This is a genomic window from Rhodococcus sp. WAY2 (assembly GCF_009859915.1).
GTDB classification, from domain to species: Bacteria; Actinomycetota; Actinomycetes; order Mycobacteriales; family Mycobacteriaceae; genus Rhodococcus_F; species Rhodococcus_F oxybenzonivorans.
This window is the reverse complement of record NZ_CP046572.1, coordinates 5,465,823-5,491,172: the sequence shown is the minus strand read 5'-3', so window position 1 is coordinate 5,491,172 and position 25,350 is coordinate 5,465,823. Positions and strand designations below refer to the sequence as shown.

The following is a 25,350-nucleotide window of genomic DNA, read 5'->3' as shown; positions in this document are numbered from 1 at the left end:
CGGAAGCCTAGCGGCCGAATCAGACCTTCACGATGCCCGCCTCGATCGCGGCCTCCCGGTACGACGCGGCGAGAGTAGTGACGGTTTCGTGCGCGTTGAGCCCACTGGGATTGGGCACCAGCCACAGGGCGGCCCCCTCCAGATCACCGGGCTGCCTTCCCTTCTTCGCCGCACGCTCGCGGAACGCCGTCCGGTATGCAGTAATTCCGGCAACCGCTACGACGTGCGGGCGGGTGCCGCGCACCACCGCGCGAAGTCGCTCGGCGCCGACCGCCAGCTCGTCGGCGGTCAGCTCGTCGGCCTTGGCGGTGGCGCGCACCGCCAGATTGGTGATGCCGACTCCCCGCTCGATCAGATGGTCCCGGTCGGCGTCCGACATCCCCGCGGTGGGGTCGATAGACCGGTCGATGATTCCGGCAGCCAGCAGAGCCGGGTAGAACCGGTTACCCGGTCTCGCGAAGTGCGCCCCGGTGGCGGCGGTCCACAGTCCCGGGTTGATACCGACGAAGAGTAACCGGCATCCGGGTCCGATCAGGTCCGGAACTTCTGCGTCGCGGTACGACTCCAGCTCGGCACGGGTGAATCTCACAGTCGGCCGGCACCCATGAGACCCGCAACGGTGTCGGCGAGCGTCTCGGCCGAAGCGCGGTACTCGACACCGAGTTCCACCTCACTGGGCCGGTCGTCCGTGTCCGGCATCCGCGTGTAGTACTCCATCGCCGCTTCGGACACCGGCGTGTCGAAGGGAACGAATCGGTCGACCACATCGACGAGGCGTCCGACGAGGCGCAGCGCGCTGTCGGGAACCGGCAGGACACCCATCCGCCGTCCGGTGACGGAGGCGAGCATGTCTGCCACTGCGCTGATCGGGACCCGGGGACCGCCGAGCATGAACCGTCGGGGGCCGTGCCCCGGCTCGAGCAGGGCGGCGTGTGCTGCCGCCACGTCCCGCACGTCGACCATCGTCCACGCCGCACTCCGCCCGGGCAGAAACCGCAGTCGGACGGCGGCCTCGACTCCTTGCGCCGCCTCACCGAACTGGTCGCCCGCGGGCGGGCCGATCACCATCCCCGGGTAGGTGATGGCGATCGGCGCACCGCCCGCCTGCAGGTCACGGGCATACTCCTCCACTCGGGCCTTGCTCTGCCCATACGCGTCCGAGGGACCGCACACGGGCAGGTCCGGGGTGAGCAGGTCGACGCCGGGCTGGAACAGTGCGGCGATACTCGAAACGTAGACGACGGGATCGCAGCCCAATTCGATCGCCGTTCCGAGCACGTTCCAAGCACCGGTGAGGTTGGTCTGCTTCATCTCCTCGGCCCGGCGCGGGTCGACCGCGACGACGGCGGCGGCGTGGACCACCGCGTCGCAGCCGTCCAACGCACGCCGCACCGAATCCGGGTCGGTGATGTCACCGACCACGTGATCCGAGGTGTCGAGACCGAGCTTCGCCGCGCTGCTCTCGAGTCGAGCAGGATTCCGGACGAGGAAACGCACGTGGTGACCGGCGTCCACCACCGCCTTCGCACTCCATGCCCCGATGAATCCTGTTCCCCCCGTGACCAGAACTCGCAAGGTGTGTTACACCGTCCCGGCGAGGCGATTGGCGAGGAGACTCGTGAAGTGCGCGGGATCGTCGAGTTCGCCACCCTCCGCCAACAACGCCATCCCGTAAAGAATTTCGGCCGTCTCCTTCAGGCCCGGATCCTCGCTACGTTCGGCGTGCGCCGTCCGCAGAGCCCTCACCAGCGGGTGCTCCGGATTCAGCTCGAGAATGCGCTTGCTGGTCGGCACCGGCTGCCCGGAGGCGCGATACATGCGTTCGAGCGCCGGTGACATGCTGAAGGCATCGCCGACCATGCAGGCCGGGGAGGTGGTCAGTCGCGTCGACAACCGCACCTGCTTGACATGCTCGTCGAGGGCTTCGGTCATCCAGGTGAGCAGGTCGGCGAAGTCCTTTTCCTTCTCCTCCCGCTCGGACTCGTGAGCCTTCTTGTCGTCCTCGGTGTCGAGATCGACTTCTCCCTTGGCGATCGACTGGAACGACTTGCCGTCGAACTCCGGAACCGCGCCTACCCACATTTCGTCGACGGGGTCGGTGAGCAGCAGCACCTCGATGCCCTTGGCACGGAAGGCTTCCATGTGGGGCGAACTTTCGAGCAGCTGGCGCGACTCGCCGGTCGCGTAGTAGATCTGCTCCTGACCTTCCTTCATCCGCGATACGTAATCCTCGAGCGACGTCAACTCTTCGTCGCTGCGGGTCGACGCGAAAGACGAGATGGCCAGCAACGTCTCACGGTTGTCGGTGTCGGACAGCAGGCCTTCCTTGATCGCCCGGCCGAATTCGTTCCAGAAGGTGCGGTACTCCTCGGGGCGCTCGTTCTTGATGTCTTTGATCGTCGACAGAACCTTCTTCGTGAGCCGACGGCGGATGGCCCGGATCTGCCTGTCCTGCTGGAGGATCTCGCGAGAGACGTTGAGCGACAAGTCCTGGGCGTCCACGACACCCTTGACGAAGCGCAGGTACTCCGGCATGAGCTGGTCGCAGTCGTCCATGATGAAGACGCGTTTGACGTAAAGCTGCACACCGACCTTGGCGTCCCGCATGAACAGGTCGAACGGGGCGTGGGACGGGATGAACAGCAGCGCCTGGTACTCGAATGTGCCCTCCGCCTTCATCGGAATGACTTCGAGGGGATCGTCCCAGGCGTGGGCAACGTGCTTGTAGAACTCCTTGTACTCCTCCTCGGAGACCTCGTCCTTCGAGCGGGCCCACAGGGCCTTCATGGAGTTGATCGTCTCGTCCGAGATGGTGACCTGTTCCTCGCCGCCTTCCTCGGCGGGCGGGGTCTTGCGCTCCACCTGCATCCGGATCGGCCACGCGATGAAGTCGGAATAGCGCTTGACGAGTTCCTTGATCTTCCATTCCGACGTGTAGTCGTGGAGGTGATCCTCGGTGTCCTCAGGCTTGAGGTGCAGCATCACGGAGGTGCCCTGCGGCGCGTCGTCGAGCGTTTCGATGGTGTAGGTGGCCTCGCCGGCGGACTCCCAGCGCGTGGCCGAACTCTCCCCCGCCTTCCGGGTCACCAGCGTGACCTTGTCGGCGACCATGAACGAGGAGTAGAACCCGATGCCGAACTGACCGATCAACTCTTCGGAGGCGGCGGCGTCCCGCGCCTCACGCAACTTGCTGCGCAGTTCCGCGGTGCCGGACTTGGCCAGCGTGCCGATGAGGTCGATCACCTCGTCGTGCGACATACCGATGCCGTTGTCGCGGATGGTGAGTGTGCGCGCTTCTTTGTCCGTCTCGATCTCGATGTGCAGATCGGAGGTGTCGACGTCGAGGTCCTTGTTGCGGTAGGCCTCGAGACGGAGTTTGTCCAACGCGTCGGACGCATTGGAGATCAGCTCGCGCAGGAACGAGTCCTTGTTGGAGTAGATCGAGTGGACCATGAGGTCGAGCAGCTGACGAGCCTCCGCCTGGAACTCGAGCTGCTCGCGGCGCGGTGCGCCGCTCTCCACCGTTTGTGCGTTCACTTCGATTCCCTTCGACAGCAGAACCCTGGACACAGAGTCGTTTTTCGGAATGATATCCCGCCGGGATACGGCGATTTCATGGTGTCGGCACGGCGGGTTCAGCGGTATCCGGTGACGTCGGCGGGCATGCCGGCGTCCTGTACTTCGTCCATGTATCGCCAGCAGTCGGGCCGACTACCGTCGAGGTCGTCGAAGTCGTACACCCTCGCCAGTTGACCGCTCGACAACGACTGCCCGTTCCACCTCGACACGTCCGGATCCTGGGCGAGCGCCGCCACCGCCCGTCCGACGAAGGCGGGACTCTCGGAGATCGCGAAATGCGGGACACGCTCGGTGGCGTCACGCCAGTTCGCCTCGGTGACACCGAACGCGTCGAGCATCATCTCCGAGCGCAACCATCCCGGCGTGAGCGACACCGCCGTCGCCCCGTGGGGCGGGAGCTCGTGCGCCAGCGCGAAGGCCATTCTGTTCACCGAGGCCTTCGCCAGGTCGTAGAAGAAGGACACCCGATAATGGACGGAGTTGTAGTCGTCGGTTCCGTCGGTGACCTCGACCACCAGCCCGCCCGGAGTCTCGATCAGCAGCGGAAGAGCGAAGTGACTGGTAACCGCGTGGGTCTCCACGCCGTGTCGCAGATAGTGGAGGCCGATGTCGAGGGAAGACTCCCAAACCGTCTTGTCCCACTCCATGGTGGTGGCGCCCCAGATGTCGTTGACCAGCACGTGCAGGGCACCCTGTTCGTCGCGGATGCGGTCGACGAGGGCGCGCACCTCGCCCCGCACCAAGTGATCGACCCGGACAGCGATGCCTCGTCCACCTGCCTCGTCGACGAGTTCGGCGGTCTCCTCGATCGTCTCCGGCCGGTTCATCTCGGACGGCTGGGTGCGAGTGGTACGCCCGGTGACGTAGACGGTGGCTCCCGCGGCACCCAGTTGCACCGCAATGCCACGGCCCGCTCCCCTGGTCCCTCCGGCCACCAGGGCAACCTTGCCCGTCAACGGCTTCTCCATGTCTCGAACCTAACGCCCGTCGAGGCCGCCCGCGGAGGTTATTTGAATACGACTCGACGAACTGCCGAGCCGGTCGCGGAAACGTAATCTACTTCTGTGCAAGCGCCGTAGTCTTGCAAGATGGAACGAACTTCGGCGAGGTGACCGGCGTGACCGAACTGATCCTGGGACCACTTCTGCGGCACGTGGGCAGGTGTGACGCGACAGTGTGGGTGGAGACTTCCGGACCGTGCACGGTCGGCGTACTCGGTCACACCGAGCACACGTGGGAGGTCGCCGGCCACCACTACGCGCTGGTGATGGTGGACGGGCTGGACGCGGGGTCGAGCACGCCCTACGAGGTCACCCTCGACGACCGCCGGGTCTGGCCGCTGCCCGACGCGAAACCGTCGACCATCCGCACGCTCGCCGACGACGGTTCGCTGGTGCTCGTCTTCGGTTCGTGCCGTTTCGCCACCATGTCCACCACGGAGGACAACAACCACCTCGGCGCCGACGCTCTCGATGCCTTCGCGTTGAGGATGGCGGAACAACCCGAGAACCAGTGGCCTGATGCTCTCCTCCTCCTCGGCGACCAGGTGTATGCCGACGAACTGTCCGCCGAAACCGAGCGCCGACTCGCCGAGATCCACGACCTGAGCGAGCCACCGGGACCGCAGGTCCGTAACTACGAGGAATACACCTGGCTGTATGCGGAGTCGTGGTCCGACCCGCAGGTGCGCTGGCTGATGTCGACCGTGCCGACATCGATGATCTTCGACGACCACGACGTTCGTGACGATTGGAACACCTCGCAGTCGTGGCGGGACGAACTCGAGGCCACCTCGTGGTGGGAGGAGCGGATCGTCGGCGCGTTGTCGTCGTACTGGGTCTACCAGCACCTGGGCAATTTGGGACCCGCGGAACTTGCCGAAAACGAACTGTATCAACGTGTTCGGAACCATGGCGGTGACGTGGAACCGATGCTCCGCGAGTTCGCATCCGCCGCAGACGAGGAAGCCGACGGCGCCAAGGGTGCGCAATGGTCCTATCGCCGCGACCTCGGGCCGGCGCGGCTCCTCGTCATCGATTCGCGCTGTGGACGCGTCCTCACCGACGGCCGCCGTGAGATGGTGTCCGATCCGGAGTTCACCTGGATCGAGCGCCAAACTCGGGGAGACTACGACCACCTCCTCGTCGGGACGTCGTTACCGTGGCTGCTGCCACGCGCGCTGCACGACCTCGAATCATGGGACGAGCATCTGGCCGAGGGCAGCCGGGGACCACGCCTGGCCGCCCTGGCCGAGAAGATCCGGCGTGGGGCCGATCTCGAACACTGGGCGGCCTTCCGCAGTTCGTTCGATCGACTCACCAGATTGTTCGGCGACGTCGGCCGCGGCCAGTGCACCGGCCCGGGCGGGCGGGCGCCGTCCACCATTTCCGTGCTGTCCGGGGACGTGCACCACGCGTACGTCGCGGAGGCACACTATCCGGAGCCGACGCAGTCGCACGTCTACCAACTGACATGTTCGCCGCTGCACAACTACGTGCCCGCCGCGATGAAGGTTGCCTTCCGCATCTCGTGGCGGCGCGCCACCGAACGGACGACCCGCTTCATTCTGGGCCGGGTCTCGAAGGTTCCGCCGGTGCCGATCGAGTGGAGCAAGATCACGGGACCGTTCTTCGGCGATCAGGTGGCCACCCTCCGACTGCACGGCAGGGCTGCTCACCTCGTCATGGAACAAGCGACGCACGATGGTGCGGGCACCCCCCAGTTCACCACCATGGCCGATCTCGTGCTGTCGACGGCGGACGATTCGGTGCCTAGCGCTTCTCCGCCTCCGCTTTGAGCTGTGCCAGGCCCTTGTCGAAGTCCTTGCCTACGAGCTTGTCCATGTTCACGATGAAGCCGAACAGTTTCAGCATCCGATTCTTTCGACCGGTCATCTGCCAGCGGACCGTCGTCCCGGCGCTGTGCGGCTCGAGGAGGAACGTCGTGACGTTCTGCGCCGGAAACGGCTTCTGGAACTCCAGATCGATGACCACCTCGGTATCGGGTACCGATTTCGTGATCGACATCGAGCCTTTACCCGCCTTGCGATTGCCTTCCCAGCTGTAGGTGGCGCCCACCCCGGAATCCGGCCCGGTGTAGGTCCGCCGCAGATTCGGGTCGACTCCCTCCCATGGCGACCACGCCGTCCATCGGTGGAAGTTGTCGATGAGCGGAAACACGGTACCCGGGCTTGCATCGATCACGATGGATCGTTCGACGCGGAACTCGTCGGAAGTCTTCGGTGCCAACACTGTCTCCGTTTCGTCACTCGAGAAGCCAGGTCGCTCGAACCGACCCTGCCGGTACCGCCCGAAGTCGGGGCGTTGCGCGGTATCGTCGAGGACGACCCGTACGACATGCTGTGGTAGGGGGTGTGACATCGTCAGCGACTCGATAGGTAATGCTAGCGACTCGATCCGCAATATCGCTCTGGTGGGACATCAGGGTAACGGTAAGACGAGCCTCGCGGAGGCAATGCTGTTTCGTGCCGGCGTCGTCACCCGTCCGGGGCGCGTCGAGAACGGCAACACCGTGCTCGACACCCAACCGGAAGAGCACGACCGTACCCAGTCGCTGACCCTCGGCCTGGCGTCGTTCGAGTGGGCCGATTGCCGGATCAACCTCCTCGATGCGCCCGGTTACGCCGATTTCGTCGGTGATGCGATGACGGCGCTGCATGTCGCCGACGTCGCCGTATTCGTCGTCGACGGTGTCAGCGGTCTGCAGGTCAACGACGAATTGCTCTGGCAGGCGGCGGCGGAACGCTCGATTCCCCGGATCGTGTTCATCAACAAGATGGACAAGGAGAGGGCATCGTTCGATCAGACGCTGGCAGGTCTCCGAGACCATTTCGGCGCCGGGGTGGAACCGCTCGATCTGCCGGTCGGTGAGGCGTCGGAGTTCACCGGCGTGGCCGATCTTCTCAGCGAGCACGTCATTCTCTACGACACCGGCTCCGCAACCACCAGCGACGAACTCCCCGCGGACATCGCCGACCGCGAGCACGAGCAGCACGAACACCTCGTGGAGGACGTCGTCGAGATCGAAGACGATCTGCTGGCCCGATACCTCGACGGTGATGCCATCAGTGTTCCCGAACTCGAGCACGCACTGCGTCGGGGATTTTCCGGCGGATCCCTGTGGCCGGTGCTGTGCGGATCGGCGACCGAGGCGATCGCGATCGACCGGCTGCTGGACTTCTTGTGTCACATCGCGCCGGCGCCTTCGGAGGTGCCCGGTGTCGAGGTGCGCAACGGGAACGGATCCGACTCGCTGACGTGTGATCCGTCCGGCGATCCGCTGGCGTTCGTCTTCAAGACACAGACCGACGAATACGTGGGTCAGGTTGCGTTGATGAAAGTCCTCTCCGGCACGCTCCATGCCGATGATGTGCTCGTCGACCAGCGAACCGGCACCAAGGAACGCCTCCACAACTTGCTCCGGGTTCTGGGCAGCAAACACACCCCGATCGACACCGCAGTTGCCGGCGACATCGTGGGGGCGATCAAACTCACCGACGTCACCACCGGTGACACCCTCGCCCCGATCGGGTCCTCGCTCACGGTCACACCGGTCGAACACAAACGCCCGGTCTACGGAATCGCCGTCGCCGCCGACAGCGCGGGTGACGAAGACAAGTTGTCGACCGCCCTGGCCGAGCTGGTGGGTGACGATCCGACTCTGGAAGTGGTCCGCGACAGCGAAACCCATCAGACCGTGCTGCGGGGGGCGGGTGACGTCCACGTCCAGGTGGCCCTCACCCGTCTGCAGCGGCGATACGGCATCACCGTCCGCACCGAACCCGTAAAAATCGCCTACCGGGAAACACTGCTCGCCCCGGTCGAGACGGAAGGCAGGCACAAGAAGCAGAGCGGCGGTCACGGGCAGTTCGGTGTCGCGACCGTCCGATTCGAACCTCTCCCCCGCAACGGTGGCTACGAATTCGTCGACGCCACGCGGGGCGGCGTGATCCCCAAGTCACTCATCCCCGCGGTGGGCAAAGGTGTCGCCGAATCGATGGAACGCGGCGGGCGACACGGGTTCCCGCTCGTCGACCTGCGGGCGACGGTTCTGGACGGCAAACACCATTCCGTCGACTCGGACGATTTCAGCTTCCGGATGGCCGGGGCACTCGCTCTGCGCGCCGCCATCGACAAGGTGGGCACGCTGATCCTCGAACCCGTCGACCGCGTGGAGGTCACGGTGCCCTCCTCCCTTCAGGGCGATGTGATGGCAGATCTCGGGCGGCGGCGTGGCCAGATCGAGGGCACCGAGCCCGCCGGAGACGGAGAAGTCACCGTGATCGCCTCAGTGCCCACCAGCGAGGTCGTCGACTACCCCGTCGCCTTGCGCTCGATGACGCATGGACGGGGCCGCCTCGCGCTGTCGTTCGAGCGCTATCAGGAGCGCCCCGACCCCCGGTAACCGCCACGCCCTTCCCCGTGATGGAGCTCAGTGTGGCGCAGCTTCGTCGCGGCTCCAGGTGTCCGTCTGGGTAAGCCAGAAGAGGTAAGCCAGCGCCGGCACTACCGTCACCGCGGCGAGGCCGACGACCACAAGCAGTCCGATGAGCGTTGCTCTCGCTCCCGCGGCGTCGGCGATGAGAACCTGGTCGACGAGAATCCAGGGTGTCTGGGCGACGCCCCAGCCGATCACGATCGCTGCCACGGCGACGAGCGCCGTGATCCGGGCTGCACCGAAGCGACTCCGCCACACCAAGATCAGTGTGGCGACACCGGCGAGCGCGGAGACAACGATCAACGGCAACGCGCTGCCGAGGAGACCTTCACCGAGAGTGGGCGAGTCGCGGCGGATGGGTTCGATCGCGGCCAGTGCGACTGCGCCGACGACGACACCGACGACAATCGTGCGCGGTCGCAGGTACGCGGCCAGCGTGCCGTCGCCCGAACGATCGGCGTCTGCGGTGAGGAAGACCCCGGCCAGGAATGCACACGTTCCGACGGCAATGATGCCGCCGAGGACGGATGTGGGATTGACCCATGAGGTCATAACGTCGCCGTATCCGTCCGCGGGCACACGCCCCGAGGCGACTGCGCCCGCCACCGTGCCCAGGAAGAAGGGGGTGATCAAGGACGAACCGGCGAAGAGCACTCCGAACAGTCGCGCCTGCCCCATGGTCGCCGAGTACTTACGAAACGCAAAGTTGGCCCCGCGCAGCACAATGCCGAGAAGGGCGAGAATCAGCGGAATGAACAAGGTGGTCATGATCGCCGCGAACACGGTCGGGTAGGCCGTCCACAGAAATACCAGGATGTAGATGAGCCACACGTGATTGGCCTCCCACACCGGACCGATGCTGTGGTCGATCAGCACCCGAAGCCGACTTCCGCGATGCGGTCCGCCCGCCGTGAGATCCCAGAAGCCGGAACCGAAGTCGGCTCCACCGAACAACGCGTACAACACCACACCGGTGAACATGGCCACCGCAACGGTGTTCGACAGAGTCATCGCCCACTCCTCTGCCCGGCCTCCCCGGAGCGCTGCGTTTCGTCGACCGCCGAAGCCCCCGGCCCGTAGGGGCTGGCGAGATCCTCGTCTCCGGCCCGCCAACGCCTGGCCATGGACCGCAGCACGACGTACGCACCCACCGTCATCCCGAGATACACGAGCACGACGCCGAGGTAACTCCACCACAGGCCGCTGTTCTCACTGGCTGCGTCAGCCGTGCGGAGCACCTGCCATACCGTCCACGGCTGACGCCCGACCTCGGTGGCGATCCACCCGCACTCCAGAGCGATGATCGCCAGCGGTCCGGCAACAACGGCGCCTCGCAGGAACCATCGGCTGGTCAACGGGTCGTGTCGGCGCCAGCGCAGTAGCCAGAACACGACGACAGCGACCGCGAGCAGAGTGCCGATCACCACCATCGTCTGGAACGCGAGGTGCGTGATGTTCACCGGTGGCCGGTCCTCCGCCGGGACGGTGTCGAGTCCGGGAATCGGTGCCGTCAAGGAGTTGCGGGCGATGATCGAGCCCAAGCGGGGAATCTCCACCGCCCACTTGACCTCACCGTCGATGAGCAGGCCGCCCAATCGCAACGGTGCAGGCCCTTCGGTGGTGTCCGCGAGTTCGAAGGCGGCCAGCTTGGACGGTTGCGTGTCGTGGACGCGCATTCCGAGAACGTGACCGATCACCGGTTGGAGAAGGGCTGCCACGCTGGCGAAGGTGAACGGCACGATGAAACCCAGACGGTGATGCTCGTCGCAGCGACCACGGAGGAGTCCGGCGGCGTAGACGCCTGCCACCACGAATCCGACGAGCATGAACGCGCCCACCCACATGTGGGCGAACTGCAACCAGACACCGGAGTTGAACATCGCCTTCCACGGATTGACGTCGGTGACCTCACCGTCGACGAGTCGGAAGCCGGTCGGATTGTTCATCCATGCGTTGACGCTCACGACGCAGAAGGTGCCCACCACACCGGCCAGCCCCATCGGGACGAGCATCGCCAGATGCCGGCGCGGCGGCAGACGACCCCACCCGTAGAGGTAGATGCCGAGGAATATCGCTTCGATGAAGAAGGAGAGGCCTTCGAAGGCGAACGGGAGTCCGAGCACGTCCCCGTAGCGGCCCATCAGCCCAGGCCACAGAAGACCCATTTCGAAACTGAGCACCGTGCCCGACACCGCGCCGATCGCGAACAGAATCGCCGACACCTTGCCCCACCGTTTCGCCAGGCCGAGAGCGACCGGGTCGTCACGCATGATGCCGCGTCGGTGCAGGACGTAGATCATGGCGGGGAAGGCCACCCCGAAACACGCCAAGATAATGTGCCAGCCCAATGAGAAAGCCATCTGCTGACGCGCGGGCAGCAGTCCGGCCGGACCGTCGACGGCGAGCAGCTGGACGGCAACAAGCCCACTCGGCACCATCACAGACCCTTCCCGTTCGTCCACCGTGCGCCGGTCATGCACGCCCGCGGCGTCTCCGCCCGGGCTTCCACCGGCATACCCGCTGGGTGGGCGAGGCAACCCGGCTCAGGAGGAGTCGGTCCGATCATGCGGGGCTGGTGTAGATCTCGAGACCCTTGGCGGAATTCACGGCGAGTGGCGGGCCGGTGGCGGATCCGCCATCGTTGTGAGACGCCGGGGTCAACGGACCGCCGAACGCCTCAATTGCCCGGCTCTAGATCACTCGGGGTGTCCCGATTGACGCCCCGAAAGCAAAATCATCACCGGACGGGTCAAACGGGAACGCGCAGCTCAGGGAGGCTCGGTCAACGCCCCGCTTCCGGAGATGTGCCGATCAGCGTTCCGCTTGCGGATGGGTCGGGGTCGATGTTCAAGATGCGCTGAGCGTCCTTGCTCAACTGTCGTCCGGGAGCTGGCGGAAGTACTCCTCAGGCGAAACTCCAGGCGGAATCTGGTGAGCTTTGTGGTCAGGATCGTCGTCGAGGGTGATTGTTAGCCATGTGCTGAACGCACCGGTGTCAGGTCCTTGAGGGCGGCGATATGGTTCGTCGCCAACGTACCATGCGTCGGTAGCGACGAAGTCGAATCCGTCCTGGACGCCCTTCCCCAGTAGGCGTTCCCACTCGAAATACACCCGACGACCAGGTTCCAAGCCCATGTATGTCTCCGTCGAAGGCGTCGTCGCGTGTATCCAGCAACCACCGGGTGTCTCGGGCGAGTCGATGACGCCCCAGCCCTCGTCGTAGTTCCAAGTCCGCATCGTTCCGATGGTCGGAGACATAAGTTGATACTGCGGCATCACAACGATCGTTCGCACGCCCAATTTTCTTCTCGTCGGGGCAGTGACGGATCCGGTCGATGACCGGTCATCGATCCGCTTACGGGATCGAGCTGGAGCGGCACAAATTCGGAGAAAATGCCCGATCGCCGTTCCTGCCGGCGGTCTCTAGCGGTTCGTCGTTGTTGTTGCGTTTGCCCGTGTCGTCGTGGATGTTTCGTGAAGCACGGTTACGGGGATCCGACAACGCGACATCCGACTAAGAAGGGTGATTGCCATGAGCGAATGTGCATTCGTCGCGGTCTGGTCGATGGACCCGGCCAAGTCGGCAGAGCAGGAGGCTGGACTGCATGAGACGATCGTGCCGCTGACCAAGGCGCAACCAGGCTTCATTGAGGGCCTCTGGGCGCGCGATGACACTGATGCGATTGCGTGCATCGTCTTCGACACTGAGGAACACGCGCGAGCCTTCATGGGCCTGGTCCAGACGGACCCCGGAGGGCGAGGCCCGGCAGGCGTGAGCAACCGGAGTATGCACGTGCTTCCTCGGCTGACCCGGGCTTGAAGCCTGATCCACCGGTAACGGCGGTCGGTTGTCACTTCGACACTTTTTTGCACGTCCCGTATAGCCGATAGCCGATCCCCTTTCGGTCAGCATTTGTGTCCAATCAATGGCAGTACAGAGCACTGAGGCCTGTGGTGCCATGGACCGATGGCACGAGATCCCGAACCGACTGACGATCACGACTGGCAAGAGCGCGGCCTGCGGATGGCTGCCGATGTCGGGCCCGGGATGTGGATTGTCAAGCACGTGCACCGGTTCAACGAACACGCGATCGCGTCCCTGGTGCCACCAGTGTTCGACTCATACGCCCGAATCTTCCATCCTGAAATGGCCATTGACGGCGAGCCGGTCCGCTGGACCGACGTGGCCGTCGCCAATGGCACCACCGCGCATCCCGCCATGGAGTGGGGGTCCCTTGTAGGAAGCTGGCACACCCCCGAACAACCGGGCGTATGGCAGGAGGCACCTGAGCAAGGATCACTGCCGCCTCGGACCGCACGCTCCTTGGTCGGCGTCCTCCGACGCTTCACCCAGACACCCGATACCTGCTGGTTCGCCCACTGGCAAGGATCCGGCCGCATCACCGCTCCCGAAAACTATCCCCGCCTGCCGATGCCCAGCCGAGAGGACATGGTCCTGTTTTCTGGAGACATCGATCTCGCCGACACTCAATTCGGCGGCGGCATGCTGGGGATGAGCGCGCATCTGTGGTGGCCCGAGGATCGCGCGTGGTGCGTGGCGACCGACATCGACCTCATGACGACCTACCTCGGTGCGTCAGCAGAATGCGTCGAGGCCGTCCTCACCGCCCCCGAACTTGAAGCACTCCCCGCGACCTCCGATCAGAAGATCACGTGGGACAGCGACACAGTCAACCCGTTGCCCGGAAGTCCATCATCGGGATTCTGACCTATGCGGTTGTGTGCACCGGTCCACCTGCACGGGGAGGACCGCTGACCGGTCACCGATCCGTCACTGGTCAGTATTGGCGGACGAGTTCGGGGTGGCGGGCACGGAGATAGAGTCCGCCGAACGTCGGACATTCGTCGGCGATCCACGTCCACGCTCGCTGGTCCCACTCGGCCAACTCGCTGAGGGCGTCCGCGACCGTGGCCGTCCCGTTCGAGCTCTTGCGTAGTACGACGGTGGGGTCGTCCCAGTCGATCGCGGCGGCCCTCCTCTCGAGGGGACTGTGTCGGGCGATGATGTCGGCGTCGATCGTCTCGGAGAACCGTCCCTGCTGGATCGCGCGTTGGAAGTCGTTATCGACGGCAGTGGCGATGTCCAGCGACGCGACAAGCCAGGTGCGCGGCGCCGCGGTCGAGGCGACCAGTACGGCGGCAACGGGTATCGGATCGCGCGCAGTTGATGAGCGGACGCCGCCGAGCACCACGGCGGTGTCGTCGTCCTCGACCACCGCAACGGACGCACCGTCAACGCCCAGGCTGTAGCTCCCGCTCCGGTAAGTGAATGCGGGATCGCCGCTGCGCGAGAGCAGTTGGTCGAGTAGTTGACCGGTGGATCGCCGCGCGATCGTCCATCGATCCTGGCGGGCGATGCCGTCCACGAGCTGGCTGACGGCGCCGATGACGTGTTGGCGTCGTGGATCTGCGAGTCGATTCCTCATGGGCGCATCACCGCCAGCTCCATGAGGACCCCGGTCTCGATGCATCCAGTGCTGTCGAGGTTGTTGGCGAACCACTTGGGACTCGCGTGGATACGCCGCAGCAGCCTCGCGTCGGGGATCGGTTGCCACTGGCCGGCGATCTGCTGGTATTCGACGATCTCCAACTGTAGGTCGACAACGAGTCCCGTCGTGGGGCGTATTCCATCGGGCACGGTCGGCCCGTGACGGGTGCCGGAGAAATAGCCGAACACGGCGTTTACCTGCGGTGTGTCGGTGGTTGGCCAGTAGGCCTCGATCCCGCCAGAAGTGATGAGGTGGGTCCGTCGGCTCCAACGGGCACCGTCAGGCAGGGACCTCCCTCGTTCGGATGCCAACTCGATGAAGGTCAATGCCCACGTGGTGTCGTATCCGACGACGGGAGGGACACCGCAGCATTCGATCTCCCAGTTCTCCACGAACACGGAGATGAGGTCGGCGCGTGTGGGGACTGGGGTCGGTTCAGTGAACCTGTGCATGTCAGGCCCCGAGTACTCGGGAACCGCGGCACGAACACCGCGGACTCGGGGTCACCTCCGACCACTATCACGGATCAACAGGCTTTCGGTCAAGGATCCTGCTCCGGACGCGGCGGCGTGCTCAGTATGTGTCTGGTGGGACGCCCGTTTCTAGATTGATCGCCGTAGGACCTCCTGATTGCTGTCCGCGCAAGCGGGGATGCAGACGCTCGATGCCGACTAACCTGGGGTTATGGAGCACTACGTGCGTAAGGAACCAATCCCGTACGAGTCTGAGCCCGCGCCCGACCGGAGACGCTGGTTCCAGAGGATGGCGTTTCGAGACCTCCTCCGTGGCCTCCGACGACTTCTCCATGACCGGAAATCGAGCCCATATTCGTCGGTCTCACCTCGGCGCATGGACGGGTCCCATACCGACGTCTTTCCCTTCAACAGCAGCGGCGGTGGAGTAGGCGGCGGACTATAAGGCCTGCGGCACAGAAGATATCGCCAGTAGAGAATCGGCGTACGGAACGAGCACCGACTGCTGCCGGCATCCGACATCGCCGAACTCGTCTCGGTGCAGGTTCTTGAAGTGGAACCAGGCCAACCGCGATTGCGGTCGGATGATCTCTCTGGAAACCTCGAGGAACTTGGCGTTGACGGATCAGCTCCACACGAAGAGCCAGCCAGCGTGATCCTCTCTGGAACGCTCACAGAATACTTCTAATGGAAGGTGATCCGCGGGTGGCAAGCGGCTGATCCATCGGCGCCGGAAGGCAACCTCTCGACAGCACCGACCGTTCCGGCGAAGACTGAATGAATTCGTAGAAAGGATCCGTCATGCCAGTACTTCGCGTGGAACATGCGGTCAGCGACTTCGATGCGTGGAAGAAACTCTTCGACGACGATCCGGTGGACCGCAAGGGCTCGGGCGTTCAGCGGTACCGCGTCGGACGATCCGTCCGCGACCCCGCTTTCGTGACCATTGACCTGGAGTTCGCGACCACGGAGGAGGCCGAAGGACTGCTCGAGAAGCTACACACCCTGTGGGCCGGCCCGGGTAAGGCAGTTATGCGCGACCCCCGCGCGCAGATCATCGAGACGGTGGAGGACGTCACTCTCTGACGTCGTCCCGGGGATTCACGTCGAATGGCCGAGTCATCATGCGCTAGTGACACCGGAGGTCAGGGGTTCCAGACCATCGTTTGCTGGTGCACCCGTCTGCCGTTGTCGCGCAGGCCGGGCACCAGCGGCGTCGGGCCGTGTTCGGTGAATCCCATCCGCCGGAAGAACCGCACCGCACGGGTGTTCTCCACCAGGGTCTGCAGATAGCAGCCCGGCGATCCGGATGCCACGAGCAGGTCGAGCCACCGTTGCATGAGCTCAGCCGCGGCGCCGGTACCGCGGGCGCTCGGCAGGACGTTGATGTGTTCGGCCGGGTCGGTGAGGGTTCACCGACCGCCTCGAAGATTCCGCACGAAGCATCGAGGACTCGTTCGGGTGTAAATGTGACAGGATCACCGAGGGTCGAAAAGGGTCGTCGGAACGATGTGAACCGCCGACGCGTCCCGCAATACGGTCCGTGCGCTGACACCTCTGCTATGTGAGGGTCGTTCACGCGCGGAGCCAAAGGGGCGGCGGGGAAGTGTAGCCTCGTGGATGTCGAGGGTCATTCGAATATGCGCGGTCAAGCCATGTCGTCCTCGGCGCCCAAACCGGCCCGAAGTCAAAGGTCCGAGAACTGGAGCGCCGCGATGGCGTCGAACCCGACCAATGTGTCGAACTCTCTAGCGGTTTCCAAGTCATCTAGCCCTGCACGGGCACTGGAATCGACGCTGTCCTGCACGGCATGTCCGCACAGCCCCGATACCCACGATGCGCTCGGTATTCGGTTTTGCGCCGTGACCTCGGACCGAAACCTCGACCGAAAGTGCATCTGCGCTAGCGAACAGACGACTGGACAGTGCTACTCCCGGTACTGAACGAGAAGTTCACCCAAACGGGAGCGTCGCTGGCGGAACCCGGAGCACGGCATGTTTGGTGGATTTAAGGATCTCGAATTCGCCAGTTTCTCCGAACCCACGCCGCTCCAGCTCGGGGCTGAGCTGGCAACCGGCCCTGTGTCAGATCAGGACCATGACGGCGATGAGCGCGAGCAGTGTCGCGACGTTAGCCATGGGACTGTGCGGCCCCGCCACAGGGCAAGGCCGAGCGCGTCGATCGCGATTGAACACCGGGGCGCTTTCTGCCATCCGGTCGTGTCCCGGTCGTCCGGTGGTCTGTTGCATCGCGCAGGACGTCACTCGATGAGCGTTAGTCGATCCATCAACGGTCGTCATTCATGCGGACCGCATCGCGGCTGTCCCAGGTCGTCGGTATTACGCGATCTGGAAGCGCTCGTCGCCGAGTTCGACCTCGACGCGTAGGGCTCCGCCGACGGCTTCGACATACCGGCGCAACGTGTCGATCTGCACACGTTCGAGGTCGCCGTGCTCGATGTTGGACACGCGGTTCTGCCCGACTCCGAGCCGCTCGGCCAGCTGTTTCTGTGTCATCGCCACCGATTCACGCAGCTCCTGAAGTCGATACGCACGCACCTCGTCGATCATGCGGGCCTTGTGTGCCTCGACTGCGCCGCGATCGACAGGACGCTCGGCGAGCATCTGCTCAAGGCTCTTTGCCATCGTGTTCACCTACCTTTCAACTCGTCGAGATGGGCCGCGAAGCGGTCATCGGCGATCGGGATGTTGAGCTTGTACCAGGTCTTCCATCGTCCGGCCTTGTTGCCGGCAACCAGTAGGATCGCCTTTCGTTCGGGGTCGAACGCGAACAGCACCCGCAGCTCCGAGCGGCCACTGGACCCCGGCCTGAGCTCCTTCATGTTCTTGTGACGGGACGCCTTCACCGCGTCGACCAAGGGGCGGCCGAGCTGCGGTCCGCGCTCCGCGAGTAGCTCGAGTGCTGCCACCACCTGCTCGTACGATGACTGATCCAGTGCCAGCAGCCACTCTTCGACCAGCCCCACCTCTACGGTCCATTTCCCCACCGCGTGAGAGTATCACTCCTAGATGATATCACTTTTGTGTGATAGCTTGGCTCGGCAGCCGGGCGGGGATTGTGGGTTCCCGGACGCGGTGCGACCGGGGCGGAGTGCTTCCGTTCAGCCTACGAGCATGACTTGCCGATCGCTCCCGCTTGGCGATCGTTTATCGGTGACGGAAGTCAGACGTCGCGCCACTGGGCTCATAGTGCGCCCAGTCGCCGTAGTGTGTGAAGACAACCCAGGAGTCCCCATTCCATTCGACGGCTCGTCCAGTACGCATGTACACGCAGCGGCCATGGCTCCGGGTCTGGGCGGGCGACTGGTCAGGGGAGCACATCTGATGGCCTTGATACGGACTCATCTCCCGTTCGTCGACGTGGAGGTACCTCCCATCGAGGTTTCCACCTTCGAACGCACATCTCATATGCCGACTCTATGGATGGACCAATAGGAAGGCCAGCAGAGTCCCTTTCGGCGGCGGTCGGTTGGTTCCCGCAAGCGGATCGCTGACCGGTCGTCGATTTGCTCGCGGGAATCACGTGTCCGCCAGCGTGTTCTCGGGCGAGACCGTTCCGCTGGTTGTTCCGCTTACGGCGAAGATTCCGCACGAAGCATCGAGGACTCGTTCGGGTGTAAATGTGACAGGATCGCCGAGGGTCGAAAAGGGTCGTCGGAACGATGTGAACCGCCGACGCGTCCCGCAATACGGTCCGTGCGCTGACACCTCTGCTATGTGAGGGTCTTTCACGCGCGGAGCCAAAGGGGCGGCGGGGAAGTGTAGCCTCGTGGATGTCGAGGGCCATTCGAATATGCGCGGTCAAGCCATGTCGTCCTCGGCGCCCAAACCGGCCCGAAGTCAAAGGTCCGAGAACTGGAGCGCCGCGATGGCGTCGAACCCGACCAATGTGTCGAACTCTCTAGCGGTTTCCAAGTCATCTAGCCCTGCACGGGCACTGGAATCGACGCTGTCCTGCACGGCATGTCCGCACAGCCCGGATACCCACGATGCGCTCGGTATTCGGTTTTGCGCCGTGACCTCGGACCGAAACCTCGACCGAAAGTGCATCTGCGCTAGCGAACAGACGACTGGACAGTGCTACTCCCGGTACTGAACGAGAAGTTCAGCCGAACGGGAGCGTCGCTGGCGGTACCCGGAGCACGGCATGTTTGGTGGATTTAAGGATCTCGAATTCGCCAGTTTCTCCGAACCCACGCCGCTCCAGCTCGGGGCTGAGCTGGCAACCGGCCCTGTGTCAGATCAGGACCATGACGGTGATGAGCGCGAGTAGTGTCGCGACGTTGGCCGCGGCAGCCGAAGTGCGTCCCGGTCAGGTGGAGTTCCCGACGCAATACGTCGACCAGCGGTATTGCAGGATCTGAACGTAGATTCAGCCTCGAACTGTTGATCACGGTGGGCACACCATCATTTTGATCATGCATCGAGATTGCCTTCTTCCAGAGCGCTGTTGATGGCGCGGACAGCGATTGGCCGAGACTGAGAGCGGCGTAGTTCCAGGCTCGCCCCGCGGATCGGTCGGGGCCCGGTGTACCGGTCGGCGATGCTTCAGCCGTTCACGATCCCGGGAGTGCGGTCCAGAACGACTCGAGCTTCTCGGCGGTGATCACGGTGCCGAAGTTCTGTGCGACGACGGACACCGAAGCGTCGTGGGCTGTTCGGCTGTAGGTGGCAGCGCAGTCTTCGACGAGCGAGACCCAGTATTCGTGAAACAGCGCGCTACGCAGACTCGACTCGACACACACCTCGGTGGCGACGCCGGTGAAGAGCAGGGAATCGATGCCGAGGGAACGCAGGGTGAGGTCGAGGTTGGTGCCGACGAATGCGCTGAACCGGTTCTTCGTGATCACCACGTCGCGTTCCTGTGGAACGGCGGCGTAGTAGTCTGCCCCGGGTGTTCCTGTGCGGCAGGTAATTCCGGTGCGGGCCGCGTCCGGTCCCTCGCCCACGCGGCCGAGCCACTGGGGTGTATCGGTGGTTTCGTCGTGCAGGGTGCGTACAAAGATCACCCGGACCCCGGCCGTGCGCGCGGACGCGATGAGGCGGTCCAGTCGTGGAGCCATCGCCACGGGGGCGGTCACGTCGAAGCCCCTCTGTGCCAGCGACCCGTCGGGAGAGCAGAAATCGTTCTGCACGTCGATGACGATCAGTGCGCAGCGGGCGGGGTCGTAGCGGAACGGGACCGAGCTCATTCGTAGTGTCCTTTTCATGTCGGGGTTGTGCGGAAACCGTGTTCGGCGATAAGCCGCTACCAGATGACGACGGCGGCTCCGGTAGCCAGCAGCAGTCCGGCCATCACCGGGACGACGAGGTGGCGGACCAGTTCGGCAACCGGTATCCGGCAGAATCCGGCGACCACCACCAGTGACGACCAGATCACGAGAGTTCCCCCACCCGTCCACGTGGCGCCGTTCTGGGCGATGGCCGCCAATGTTGCGGTGTCCATCCCGGACTGCGGGGCCAGCGCGGCCGCCAGCCCGCCGGTGAGGGGTAGACCGGCCCACCCCGAACCGTCGAGACCGACCGCCATACCGATAAAGAGCATGCTGAACGCGACGAATACGCCGTTGTCGGGGATGTACGGCTGGACCCGTTCCACCGTGTCGAAGAGGAAGGCCGGACCGGCGGTGGCGTCGTCGAGTCCGAGGATGGCGCCCGAGTAATCGGGAATGCCGATGTACACGAAACCTGCGACGGGAAGGATGATGCCCATTGCCCTGAATGCGTACGACAGACCATCGATGAAGTGGGTGGCGCAGAATTCGAGAGCCTCGGAGCGTCGTGACGTGACGGTCACGAGCGCCATCATGATGATCGCCGTGCCTCCCACCAGGGACGCGCCCGCACCGTCCTCCCAGGGGACGAGGTCGGTGAAACGACCGACCAACATGTAGGCCAGGACGGCGACGAACGCGGCGGGCACGCCGATCGCCCAAGCGCGGGTCAGCGTCGGACGATCGGTGATTCTCGTTCCGTCGTCCTCGAAACCGGGCAGGTCCTCGTCGAGCACGTCCGTGACAGTGGGTGAGACCGCGACCCCCGGGCCCGGCGCGAAACCAGCAGACGTGCCACCGGGCGTGCCACCGATACCACCGGGGCGAGGTACGGTTCCACCGATCGGGTCGGTGCCCGGAACTGCGTCCGTACGCATCCTGCGGCGGACGGTCAGGAAGTAGGCGAGCACCGCCGCGGTGATACCGACGATCAATGAGATCACCAGGGCACGGTCGGCGATGTCGTCGGCGGGAACGCCCGCGCCGCTCGCGGAAATCGACGGCGCAAGGCCGATCACGTAGTCGGAGGCGATCGACATCCCCTGGCCGGAGATCGCGAGAACCACCGCGGCACCGAGCGGCGGCAGACCTACCTTGATCGCGGCAGGAAGTAGGACCGCACCGATCAGGGCCAGTGCCGGGGTCGGCCAGAAGAACAGCGAGAGAAGATAGGTGAAGACGAACAGCACGATGTACGCGACGCGACCATTGACCATCCACCGGCTGACGGGGCGCACCATCACCTCATCGGAACCGATGGTCCGCATCGCCGCGAGCATCGAGGTCACCGCGGCGATGACGATGAAGATCTCGAACAGTGCGGTGCCGGAGGTGATGGTGGCCCGGAACACTGACATGACGGCATTCGGGACGCTGCCGCTGTACGCCAGTGCTGTGGCAAATGTCGCGAGTACCGCGGGGATCATGACATTCTTGCGTAGTGCCATGGCCACGATCAGCGAAGTAAGGCCTAGTAAGAAGACGATCTGCGCAGCACCCACGTGCGACTCCTTGTATCGAACTACCTGCGGCGAGTACCTCGGAAGTGTGCGGGTGAGGACGGCCGGGTAGCGACGATTGTTGGGTCGCGACGCGGGGCGCCGCAGCCCGGTTGTCGCATGATCCTGGCCTGCCTTTGCCGTGTCGTCAACGTCAAAGTGACTATCCGAGAGCCTGTTCGATGTGCAAGGTGCGCAGAAGATGACAACCGTATTTCGGCTTCGGTCGGTCGTGTGAACGTTTAGAGTGTTCTGCGGCTTCGTGGGCCGGCGTCGACGGCGAGTTCGTGATCCAGGCGGTGTCCCTCGTGGTTCGGAAGGCACACGACGTGCCGCCCGTGTCCGAGAAAGAGGGGGCGTCCCGGCGGATGGCCTCCCGGCCGAGGGGTGACCGGTCAGGGGGCCTGGCTGCCGTGGGGCTGCCGGGCCCGCGCGCAGCGTAGGTGCGGGGTACCCACTGATGTGCGGACTGCGAGCAGCGCGCTGCGGGCAGGCTTACCGGGCACCCCAAAGTCGACAATGTTCTCCACGTCGGCGTGACCGACAACGGTCGGCCGTACATCGTCATGCCGTACCACGCCCAGGACTCACTCGACATGCGGATCCGCCGTCACGGACCGCTTCCGCTCGACGAAGCGTTGCGACTCGGGGTGAAGATGGCCGGTGCGCTCGAGACTGTCCACCGCCTCGGGATCCTGCACCGTGACGTCAAGCCCGGGAACAAACACCCTCGACGACGTGAGCCGCCTGGAGGTTGCCCACCTGGGCCAGCGGCTGGACGGCATCCCTCTGGCAATCGAACTCTCAGGGGTCCGGATCAGGTCCCGTCCCCTCGACCGCATTCTGCAGCGTTTCGCGATCCATCACGACGTGGGAACCTTCGGCCACGAACTTCAACGTATCCGAGAGGCGCACTCCGATCAGAACTGGGGAATAGAGACTGCTACGGGCGCTGATTGCCGCGGCAAAAAGCTCTGGTGTGATCAGAAGGCACTTTGCCAAGATGGCACGCTAAAGGCTCGCCGCGAACAGGTTCGTTTGGATCAGCGCCGCGTCTGCAAGCATCACGTCGCCGATTTTCGAGTAGGAGGATCCGACTTTTGCCAAGTCGGCGTCCTCCAGATTGGCGCCCGCACAGGTTGACTCCGGTGGGTCTATGCAGAGACAGCCACTGTGAGTTCTATCTCCACCGGTGCGCCGGACGGCAGGGCGTACACACCGATCGCGCTGCGGACCGGCAGCGCGTCGAGTCCCAGGCATTCGACCAGCACGTCGGAAGCGCCGTCGGCCACCGCGGCCAACTCGCGGAAGTCCGGGGCACACGCGACGAAGACGCTCATGCGCAGGCATCGTGAGATCGCCGCCGTGCCGCCCACGGCCGCGGCGACGGCGTCGATCGCGTTTCTCGCCGCCAACCTGGCCGCCTCCCGGGCCCGCGGGATATCCAGGTCTCGTCCGACGACACCGGTAACCGTCAGCACTCCGTCGCGGCGTGGCGTCATCCCGGCGCTGTATGCGATCCCGTCGTGCACGACAGCGGGAATGTAGCGGCCCTGGGGTTGTGGGGCGGTGGCGACGGATTCCTGCTCAGACACCGAGTGCTATTCCTTCCTGGCGGGGGTCGGCGGCGCCGGACAGCAGGCCGCGCGCTGCGTCGAGGGAGATGATCTGGGCGCTTCCGCCTGCGGCCCACGGACCCTGCAGTGCGACGTCGTGACCGAGGCGCGCCAACTCGGTGCGCACCTCCCCCGGAATGCGGGACTCGCACCGCAGTTCCGCCGGGCGACCGACCACGTCGGCGTCGCTTCCGGGGACGACCGTGAAGCGAGGCGCCGCGACCGCCTCCGCCGGGTCGAGCCCGTGATCGAGCAGATGCGAGATCAGTTGCATGTTCCACTGCACCTGGCCGTCCCCGCCCGGGGTGTTGCCGACGTGCAGGAGATTCCCGGCCGTATCGGTGATCACCCACGCGTTGAGGGTGTGCAGCGGCTTACGTCGCGGCGCCGCGGCGTTGGGATGTCCCGGGATCAGGTAGGCCCCGCGGCCGTATCGGTTGTTCAATGCGACTCCGGTGCCGGGGACGGTCATCTTGGCGCCGAACGTGAAGGCGAGCGAGTGGATGAAACTGACGGCGCGGCCGTCGGAGTCCACCGCGACGGTCGAGGTGGTGTCTCCGGCGCTGACGCTGAAGGCGCCCGCCGACGCCCGGCGGCCGTCCAGTCGCTCTCTCGCCGCCCCGATCGCGGCCGGCTCGAGCACGTCCTTCCACCCGTCGTTGCCGCCGCCGCAGCTCGCGAACCGGTCCTCGAACGCCAGACGGGCTGCTCTCGCCATGCGATCGACCGCCGGAGCGGTGAGCCACGGGGAGAAGCCGACGACGCCGTCGTTCAACGCCGCCTGCTGGAGCACCATCCACCCGGGGGTGGGCAGGGGTGTCTGGTGAACGACCGCGCCGGCGTAGTGCCCGCTGATCGCCGACTCCGGTCGCACGTCGGCGCCTGCCGCCCACTCGTCCCCGCCGAACGGTGCCCCACCGGCGCGGAGCGCCTCGACAGCCTGCCGAGCGAACGAGCCGGTGTAGAAGCCGTGCACGTCGCGCGCCAGTGCGCGGATGGATCGGGCCAGGTCGCGCTGCGGCAGCAGTTCCCCGACCTGCGGCAGCCGCCCGTTCGGGAGATACACCGCGCGCAGCCCGGGGTCGGCGGCGATCGCGGTCTGCGCTTCTCTCACGTCGTCCCGGGTCTTGGCCGAGCAGGGAAGTCCCTGCTCGGCCGCGCGCACGGCTGGTGCCCAGAGATCCGTCAGCGAGCGGGTAGCGCCACCCGCGTGCAGCGCGCCGAGGGCCGCCGGCGCTCCGGGAACCGCCACCGCCAGCGCTCCATCGAGGGGAATCGACCGCAGCCCACGTTCGGTGTAGAAGTCCACGTCGGCGCCGTCGGGCCCGAAGCCGCTGCCGCCGACCGTCCACACCGATCCGTCGGGTTCCCGGACGACGGCGAACGCGTCACCGCCGATCCCGCACTGCCCAGGCAACGTCAGCCAAGTCATCGCGGCCATGGCCAGCGTTGCGTCGATGGCGTTGCCGCCGTCGGCCAGTACTCGGGCACCGACCGTGCTCGCCGCGGGATGACTGGACGAGACCATGCCGTCGGCGGAGAGTGTGGGCGGTCGAGGATTCACTTCATGCACCCCCGCCCGGCTCGCCGGCGCGGGATGGAGCTGGTGTCCTCGGGGTCGATGCCGACGAAGATCTCGCCGTCGCGTTCCTCGACCGGGTAGGTCTTGATGGCCACCGTCGCCGGCGGGCACACGGGTTCCCCGGTCTCCAGATCGAAGACGCTTCCGTGGCAGGAGCATCCGATGCCGTCGTCGACGAGTTTCCCGGACGAGAGCAGGCAGTCCAGGTGCGTGCAGTAGTTGGAGGTGGCGTATGCCTTCCCGTTCAGGCGGGCCACCGCGAATTCGTGTTCGCCGGCGAAGAAGCGGCGCACGATGCCTTCGGCAACCTGTCCGGAGCGCGCAATGCGAGTGAATTCCAT

Annotated in this window: 26 protein-coding genes and 1 pseudogene; 9 read left to right on the top strand and 18 right to left on the bottom strand. The window is 65.0% G+C overall.

The features are described from left to right. Positions 1-19: 19 nt before the first annotated feature. From GFS60_RS24675 to GFS60_RS24660, 4 genes are all read right to left on the bottom strand, one after another. Positions 20-589 carry a mismatch-specific DNA-glycosylase gene (locus GFS60_RS24675; protein WP_159925356.1) on the bottom strand — a complete coding sequence of 190 codons (570 nt, stop codon included), beginning with the start codon at positions 587-589 and terminating at the stop codon, positions 20-22. Then, positions 586-1,575, bottom strand: coding sequence for an SDR family NAD(P)-dependent oxidoreductase (locus GFS60_RS24670; RefSeq protein ID WP_159925354.1), 990 nt, complete (start codon positions 1,573-1,575; stop codon positions 586-588). The genes GFS60_RS24675 and GFS60_RS24670 overlap by 4 nt, the downstream gene beginning before the upstream one ends. Positions 1,576-1,581: 6 nt before the next feature. Beyond that, on the bottom strand, positions 1,582-3,522 hold the full coding sequence (gene htpG / locus GFS60_RS24665) for a molecular chaperone HtpG (protein ID WP_268962624.1): 1,941 nt from the start codon (positions 3,520-3,522) through the stop codon (positions 1,582-1,584). A 113-nt stretch (positions 3,523-3,635) separates the two neighbouring features. Further along, a complete protein-coding gene (locus GFS60_RS24660; RefSeq protein ID WP_159925350.1) occupies positions 3,636-4,547 on the bottom strand; it encodes an SDR family oxidoreductase in 912 nt (303 codons plus the stop codon). Positions 4,548-4,696: 149 nt separating this feature from the next. Here GFS60_RS24660 and GFS60_RS24655 point away from each other — a divergent pair, with 149 nt between their 5' ends. Continuing rightward, the gene (locus GFS60_RS24655; protein WP_159925348.1) at positions 4,697-6,376 is read left to right on the top strand and encodes an alkaline phosphatase D family protein; all 1,680 of its coding nucleotides are present in this window, start codon (positions 4,697-4,699) and stop codon (positions 6,374-6,376) included. On the opposite strand, the gene GFS60_RS24650 is transcribed toward GFS60_RS24655, so the two are convergent. Continuing rightward, positions 6,351-6,827, bottom strand: coding sequence for an SRPBCC family protein (locus GFS60_RS24650; protein ID WP_236603280.1), 477 nt, complete (start codon positions 6,825-6,827; stop codon positions 6,351-6,353). The genes GFS60_RS24655 and GFS60_RS24650 overlap by 26 nt on opposite strands. A 145-nt stretch (positions 6,828-6,972) precedes the next feature. Between GFS60_RS24650 and fusA the strand changes: the two genes are divergently transcribed. Then, complete coding sequence (gene fusA / locus GFS60_RS24645; RefSeq protein ID WP_159927514.1) at positions 6,973-9,003, top strand: elongation factor G; 2,031 nt, start codon at positions 6,973-6,975, stop codon at positions 9,001-9,003. Positions 9,004-9,030: 27 nt separating this feature from the next. Here the strand turns inward: fusA and GFS60_RS24640 are convergent, their stop codons facing one another. The 3 genes from GFS60_RS24640 to GFS60_RS38695 all read right to left on the bottom strand — a co-directional run bounded on the left by GFS60_RS24640 (position 9,031) and on the right by GFS60_RS38695 (position 12,294). Further along, positions 9,031-10,047, bottom strand: coding sequence for a cytochrome d ubiquinol oxidase subunit II (locus GFS60_RS24640; RefSeq protein ID WP_159925344.1), 1,017 nt, complete (start codon positions 10,045-10,047; stop codon positions 9,031-9,033). Beyond that, positions 10,044-11,516, bottom strand: a complete 1,473-nt coding sequence (locus GFS60_RS24635) for a cytochrome ubiquinol oxidase subunit I (protein WP_236603279.1) — start codon at positions 11,514-11,516, stop codon at positions 10,044-10,046. Before GFS60_RS24635 ends, GFS60_RS24640 begins: the two co-directional genes overlap by 4 nt. Before the next feature lie 391 nt (positions 11,517-11,907). Beyond that, positions 11,908-12,294, bottom strand: coding sequence for a hypothetical protein (locus GFS60_RS38695; RefSeq protein WP_201453442.1), 387 nt, complete (start codon positions 12,292-12,294; stop codon positions 11,908-11,910). Between the two features lie 274 nt (positions 12,295-12,568). On the opposite strand from GFS60_RS38695, the gene GFS60_RS24625 reads away from it, so the two are divergent. Together GFS60_RS24625 and GFS60_RS39255 are read left to right on the top strand one after the other, a co-directional pair. Then, positions 12,569-12,856: a hypothetical protein gene (locus GFS60_RS24625; RefSeq protein WP_159925342.1), complete on the top strand. Its 288-nt coding sequence runs from the start codon at positions 12,569-12,571 to the stop codon at positions 12,854-12,856. A gap of 147 nt (positions 12,857-13,003) precedes the next feature. Further along, positions 13,004-13,765 (top strand): hypothetical protein, encoded by a 762-nt coding sequence (locus GFS60_RS39255; RefSeq protein ID WP_236603278.1) that lies wholly within the window; start codon positions 13,004-13,006, stop codon positions 13,763-13,765. Between the two features lie 70 nt (positions 13,766-13,835). Here GFS60_RS39255 and GFS60_RS24615 read toward each other — a convergent pair whose 3' ends face one another. Together GFS60_RS24615 and GFS60_RS24610 are read right to left on the bottom strand one after the other, a co-directional pair. Further along, on the bottom strand, positions 13,836-14,483 hold the full coding sequence (locus GFS60_RS24615) for a hypothetical protein (protein ID WP_159925340.1): 648 nt from the start codon (positions 14,481-14,483) through the stop codon (positions 13,836-13,838). Continuing rightward, the gene (locus tag GFS60_RS24610; protein ID WP_159925338.1) at positions 14,480-14,998 is read right to left on the bottom strand and encodes a DUF6578 domain-containing protein; all 519 of its coding nucleotides are present in this window, start codon (positions 14,996-14,998) and stop codon (positions 14,480-14,482) included. The genes GFS60_RS24615 and GFS60_RS24610 overlap by 4 nt, the downstream gene beginning before the upstream one ends. 822 nt (positions 14,999-15,820) lie before the next feature. Between GFS60_RS24610 and GFS60_RS24605 the strand changes: the two genes are divergently transcribed. Further along, positions 15,821-16,105, top strand: a complete 285-nt coding sequence (locus GFS60_RS24605; protein ID WP_159925336.1) for a hypothetical protein — start codon at positions 15,821-15,823, stop codon at positions 16,103-16,105. Between the two features lie 59 nt (positions 16,106-16,164). Here the strand turns inward: GFS60_RS24605 and GFS60_RS24600 are convergent, their stop codons facing one another. Further along, positions 16,165-16,398 carry a GNAT family N-acetyltransferase gene (locus GFS60_RS24600; protein WP_374435669.1) on the bottom strand — a complete coding sequence of 78 codons (234 nt, stop codon included), beginning with the start codon at positions 16,396-16,398 and terminating at the stop codon, positions 16,165-16,167. A 261-nt stretch (positions 16,399-16,659) separates the two neighbouring features. Here GFS60_RS24600 and GFS60_RS38690 point away from each other — a divergent pair, with 261 nt between their 5' ends. Further along, positions 16,660-16,962 (top strand): RGCVC family protein, encoded by a 303-nt coding sequence (locus tag GFS60_RS38690; protein WP_201453646.1) that lies wholly within the window; start codon positions 16,660-16,662, stop codon positions 16,960-16,962. A gap of 396 nt (positions 16,963-17,358) precedes the next feature. On the opposite strand, the gene GFS60_RS24595 is transcribed toward GFS60_RS38690, so the two are convergent. Then, positions 17,359-17,664, bottom strand: coding sequence for a helix-turn-helix domain-containing protein (locus GFS60_RS24595; RefSeq protein WP_043790214.1), 306 nt, complete (start codon positions 17,662-17,664; stop codon positions 17,359-17,361). A 5-nt stretch (positions 17,665-17,669) separates the two neighbouring features. Next, positions 17,670-18,026 (bottom strand): type II toxin-antitoxin system RelE/ParE family toxin, encoded by a 357-nt coding sequence (locus tag GFS60_RS24590; protein WP_159925334.1) that lies wholly within the window; start codon positions 18,024-18,026, stop codon positions 17,670-17,672. Positions 18,027-18,832: 806 nt separating this feature from the next. On the opposite strand from GFS60_RS24590, the gene GFS60_RS38685 reads away from it, so the two are divergent. After that, complete coding sequence (locus tag GFS60_RS38685; protein ID WP_201453646.1) at positions 18,833-19,135, top strand: RGCVC family protein; 303 nt, start codon at positions 18,833-18,835, stop codon at positions 19,133-19,135. 460 nt (positions 19,136-19,595) lie between these two features. Here GFS60_RS38685 and GFS60_RS24585 read toward each other — a convergent pair whose 3' ends face one another. After that, entirely contained in the window at positions 19,596-20,231 is a 636-nt protein-coding gene (locus GFS60_RS24585; RefSeq protein WP_159925332.1) for a cysteine hydrolase family protein, read from the bottom strand. A gap of 56 nt (positions 20,232-20,287) precedes the next feature. Then, positions 20,288-21,814 (bottom strand): permease, encoded by a 1,527-nt coding sequence (locus tag GFS60_RS24580; RefSeq protein ID WP_159925330.1) that lies wholly within the window; start codon positions 21,812-21,814, stop codon positions 20,288-20,290. Positions 21,815-22,284: 470 nt separating this feature from the next. On the opposite strand from GFS60_RS24580, the pseudogene GFS60_RS24575 reads away from it, so the two are divergent. Both GFS60_RS24575 and GFS60_RS24570 read left to right on the top strand, forming a co-directional pair. Beyond that, positions 22,285-22,533, top strand: a pseudogene (locus GFS60_RS24575) (protein kinase domain-containing protein); the annotation flags it as partial. 16 nt (positions 22,534-22,549) lie between these two features. Then, positions 22,550-22,954, top strand: a complete 405-nt coding sequence (locus GFS60_RS24570) for a hypothetical protein (RefSeq protein ID WP_159925328.1) — start codon at positions 22,550-22,552, stop codon at positions 22,952-22,954. Between the two features lie 11 nt (positions 22,955-22,965). On the opposite strand, the gene GFS60_RS24565 is transcribed toward GFS60_RS24570, so the two are convergent. From GFS60_RS24565 to GFS60_RS24555, 3 genes are read right to left on the bottom strand one after another with little or no spacing between them, the layout of a single operon-like run. After that, a complete protein-coding gene (locus GFS60_RS24565; RefSeq protein ID WP_159925326.1) occupies positions 22,966-23,406 on the bottom strand; it encodes a RidA family protein in 441 nt (146 codons plus the stop codon). Next, the gene (locus tag GFS60_RS24560; protein WP_159925324.1) at positions 23,399-24,991 is read right to left on the bottom strand and encodes a gamma-glutamyltransferase family protein; all 1,593 of its coding nucleotides are present in this window, start codon (positions 24,989-24,991) and stop codon (positions 23,399-23,401) included. Before GFS60_RS24560 ends, GFS60_RS24565 begins: the two co-directional genes overlap by 8 nt. Further along, positions 24,988-25,350 carry a Rieske (2Fe-2S) protein gene (locus GFS60_RS24555; protein WP_159925322.1) on the bottom strand — a complete coding sequence of 121 codons (363 nt, stop codon included), beginning with the start codon at positions 25,348-25,350 and terminating at the stop codon, positions 24,988-24,990. Before GFS60_RS24555 ends, GFS60_RS24560 begins: the two co-directional genes overlap by 4 nt.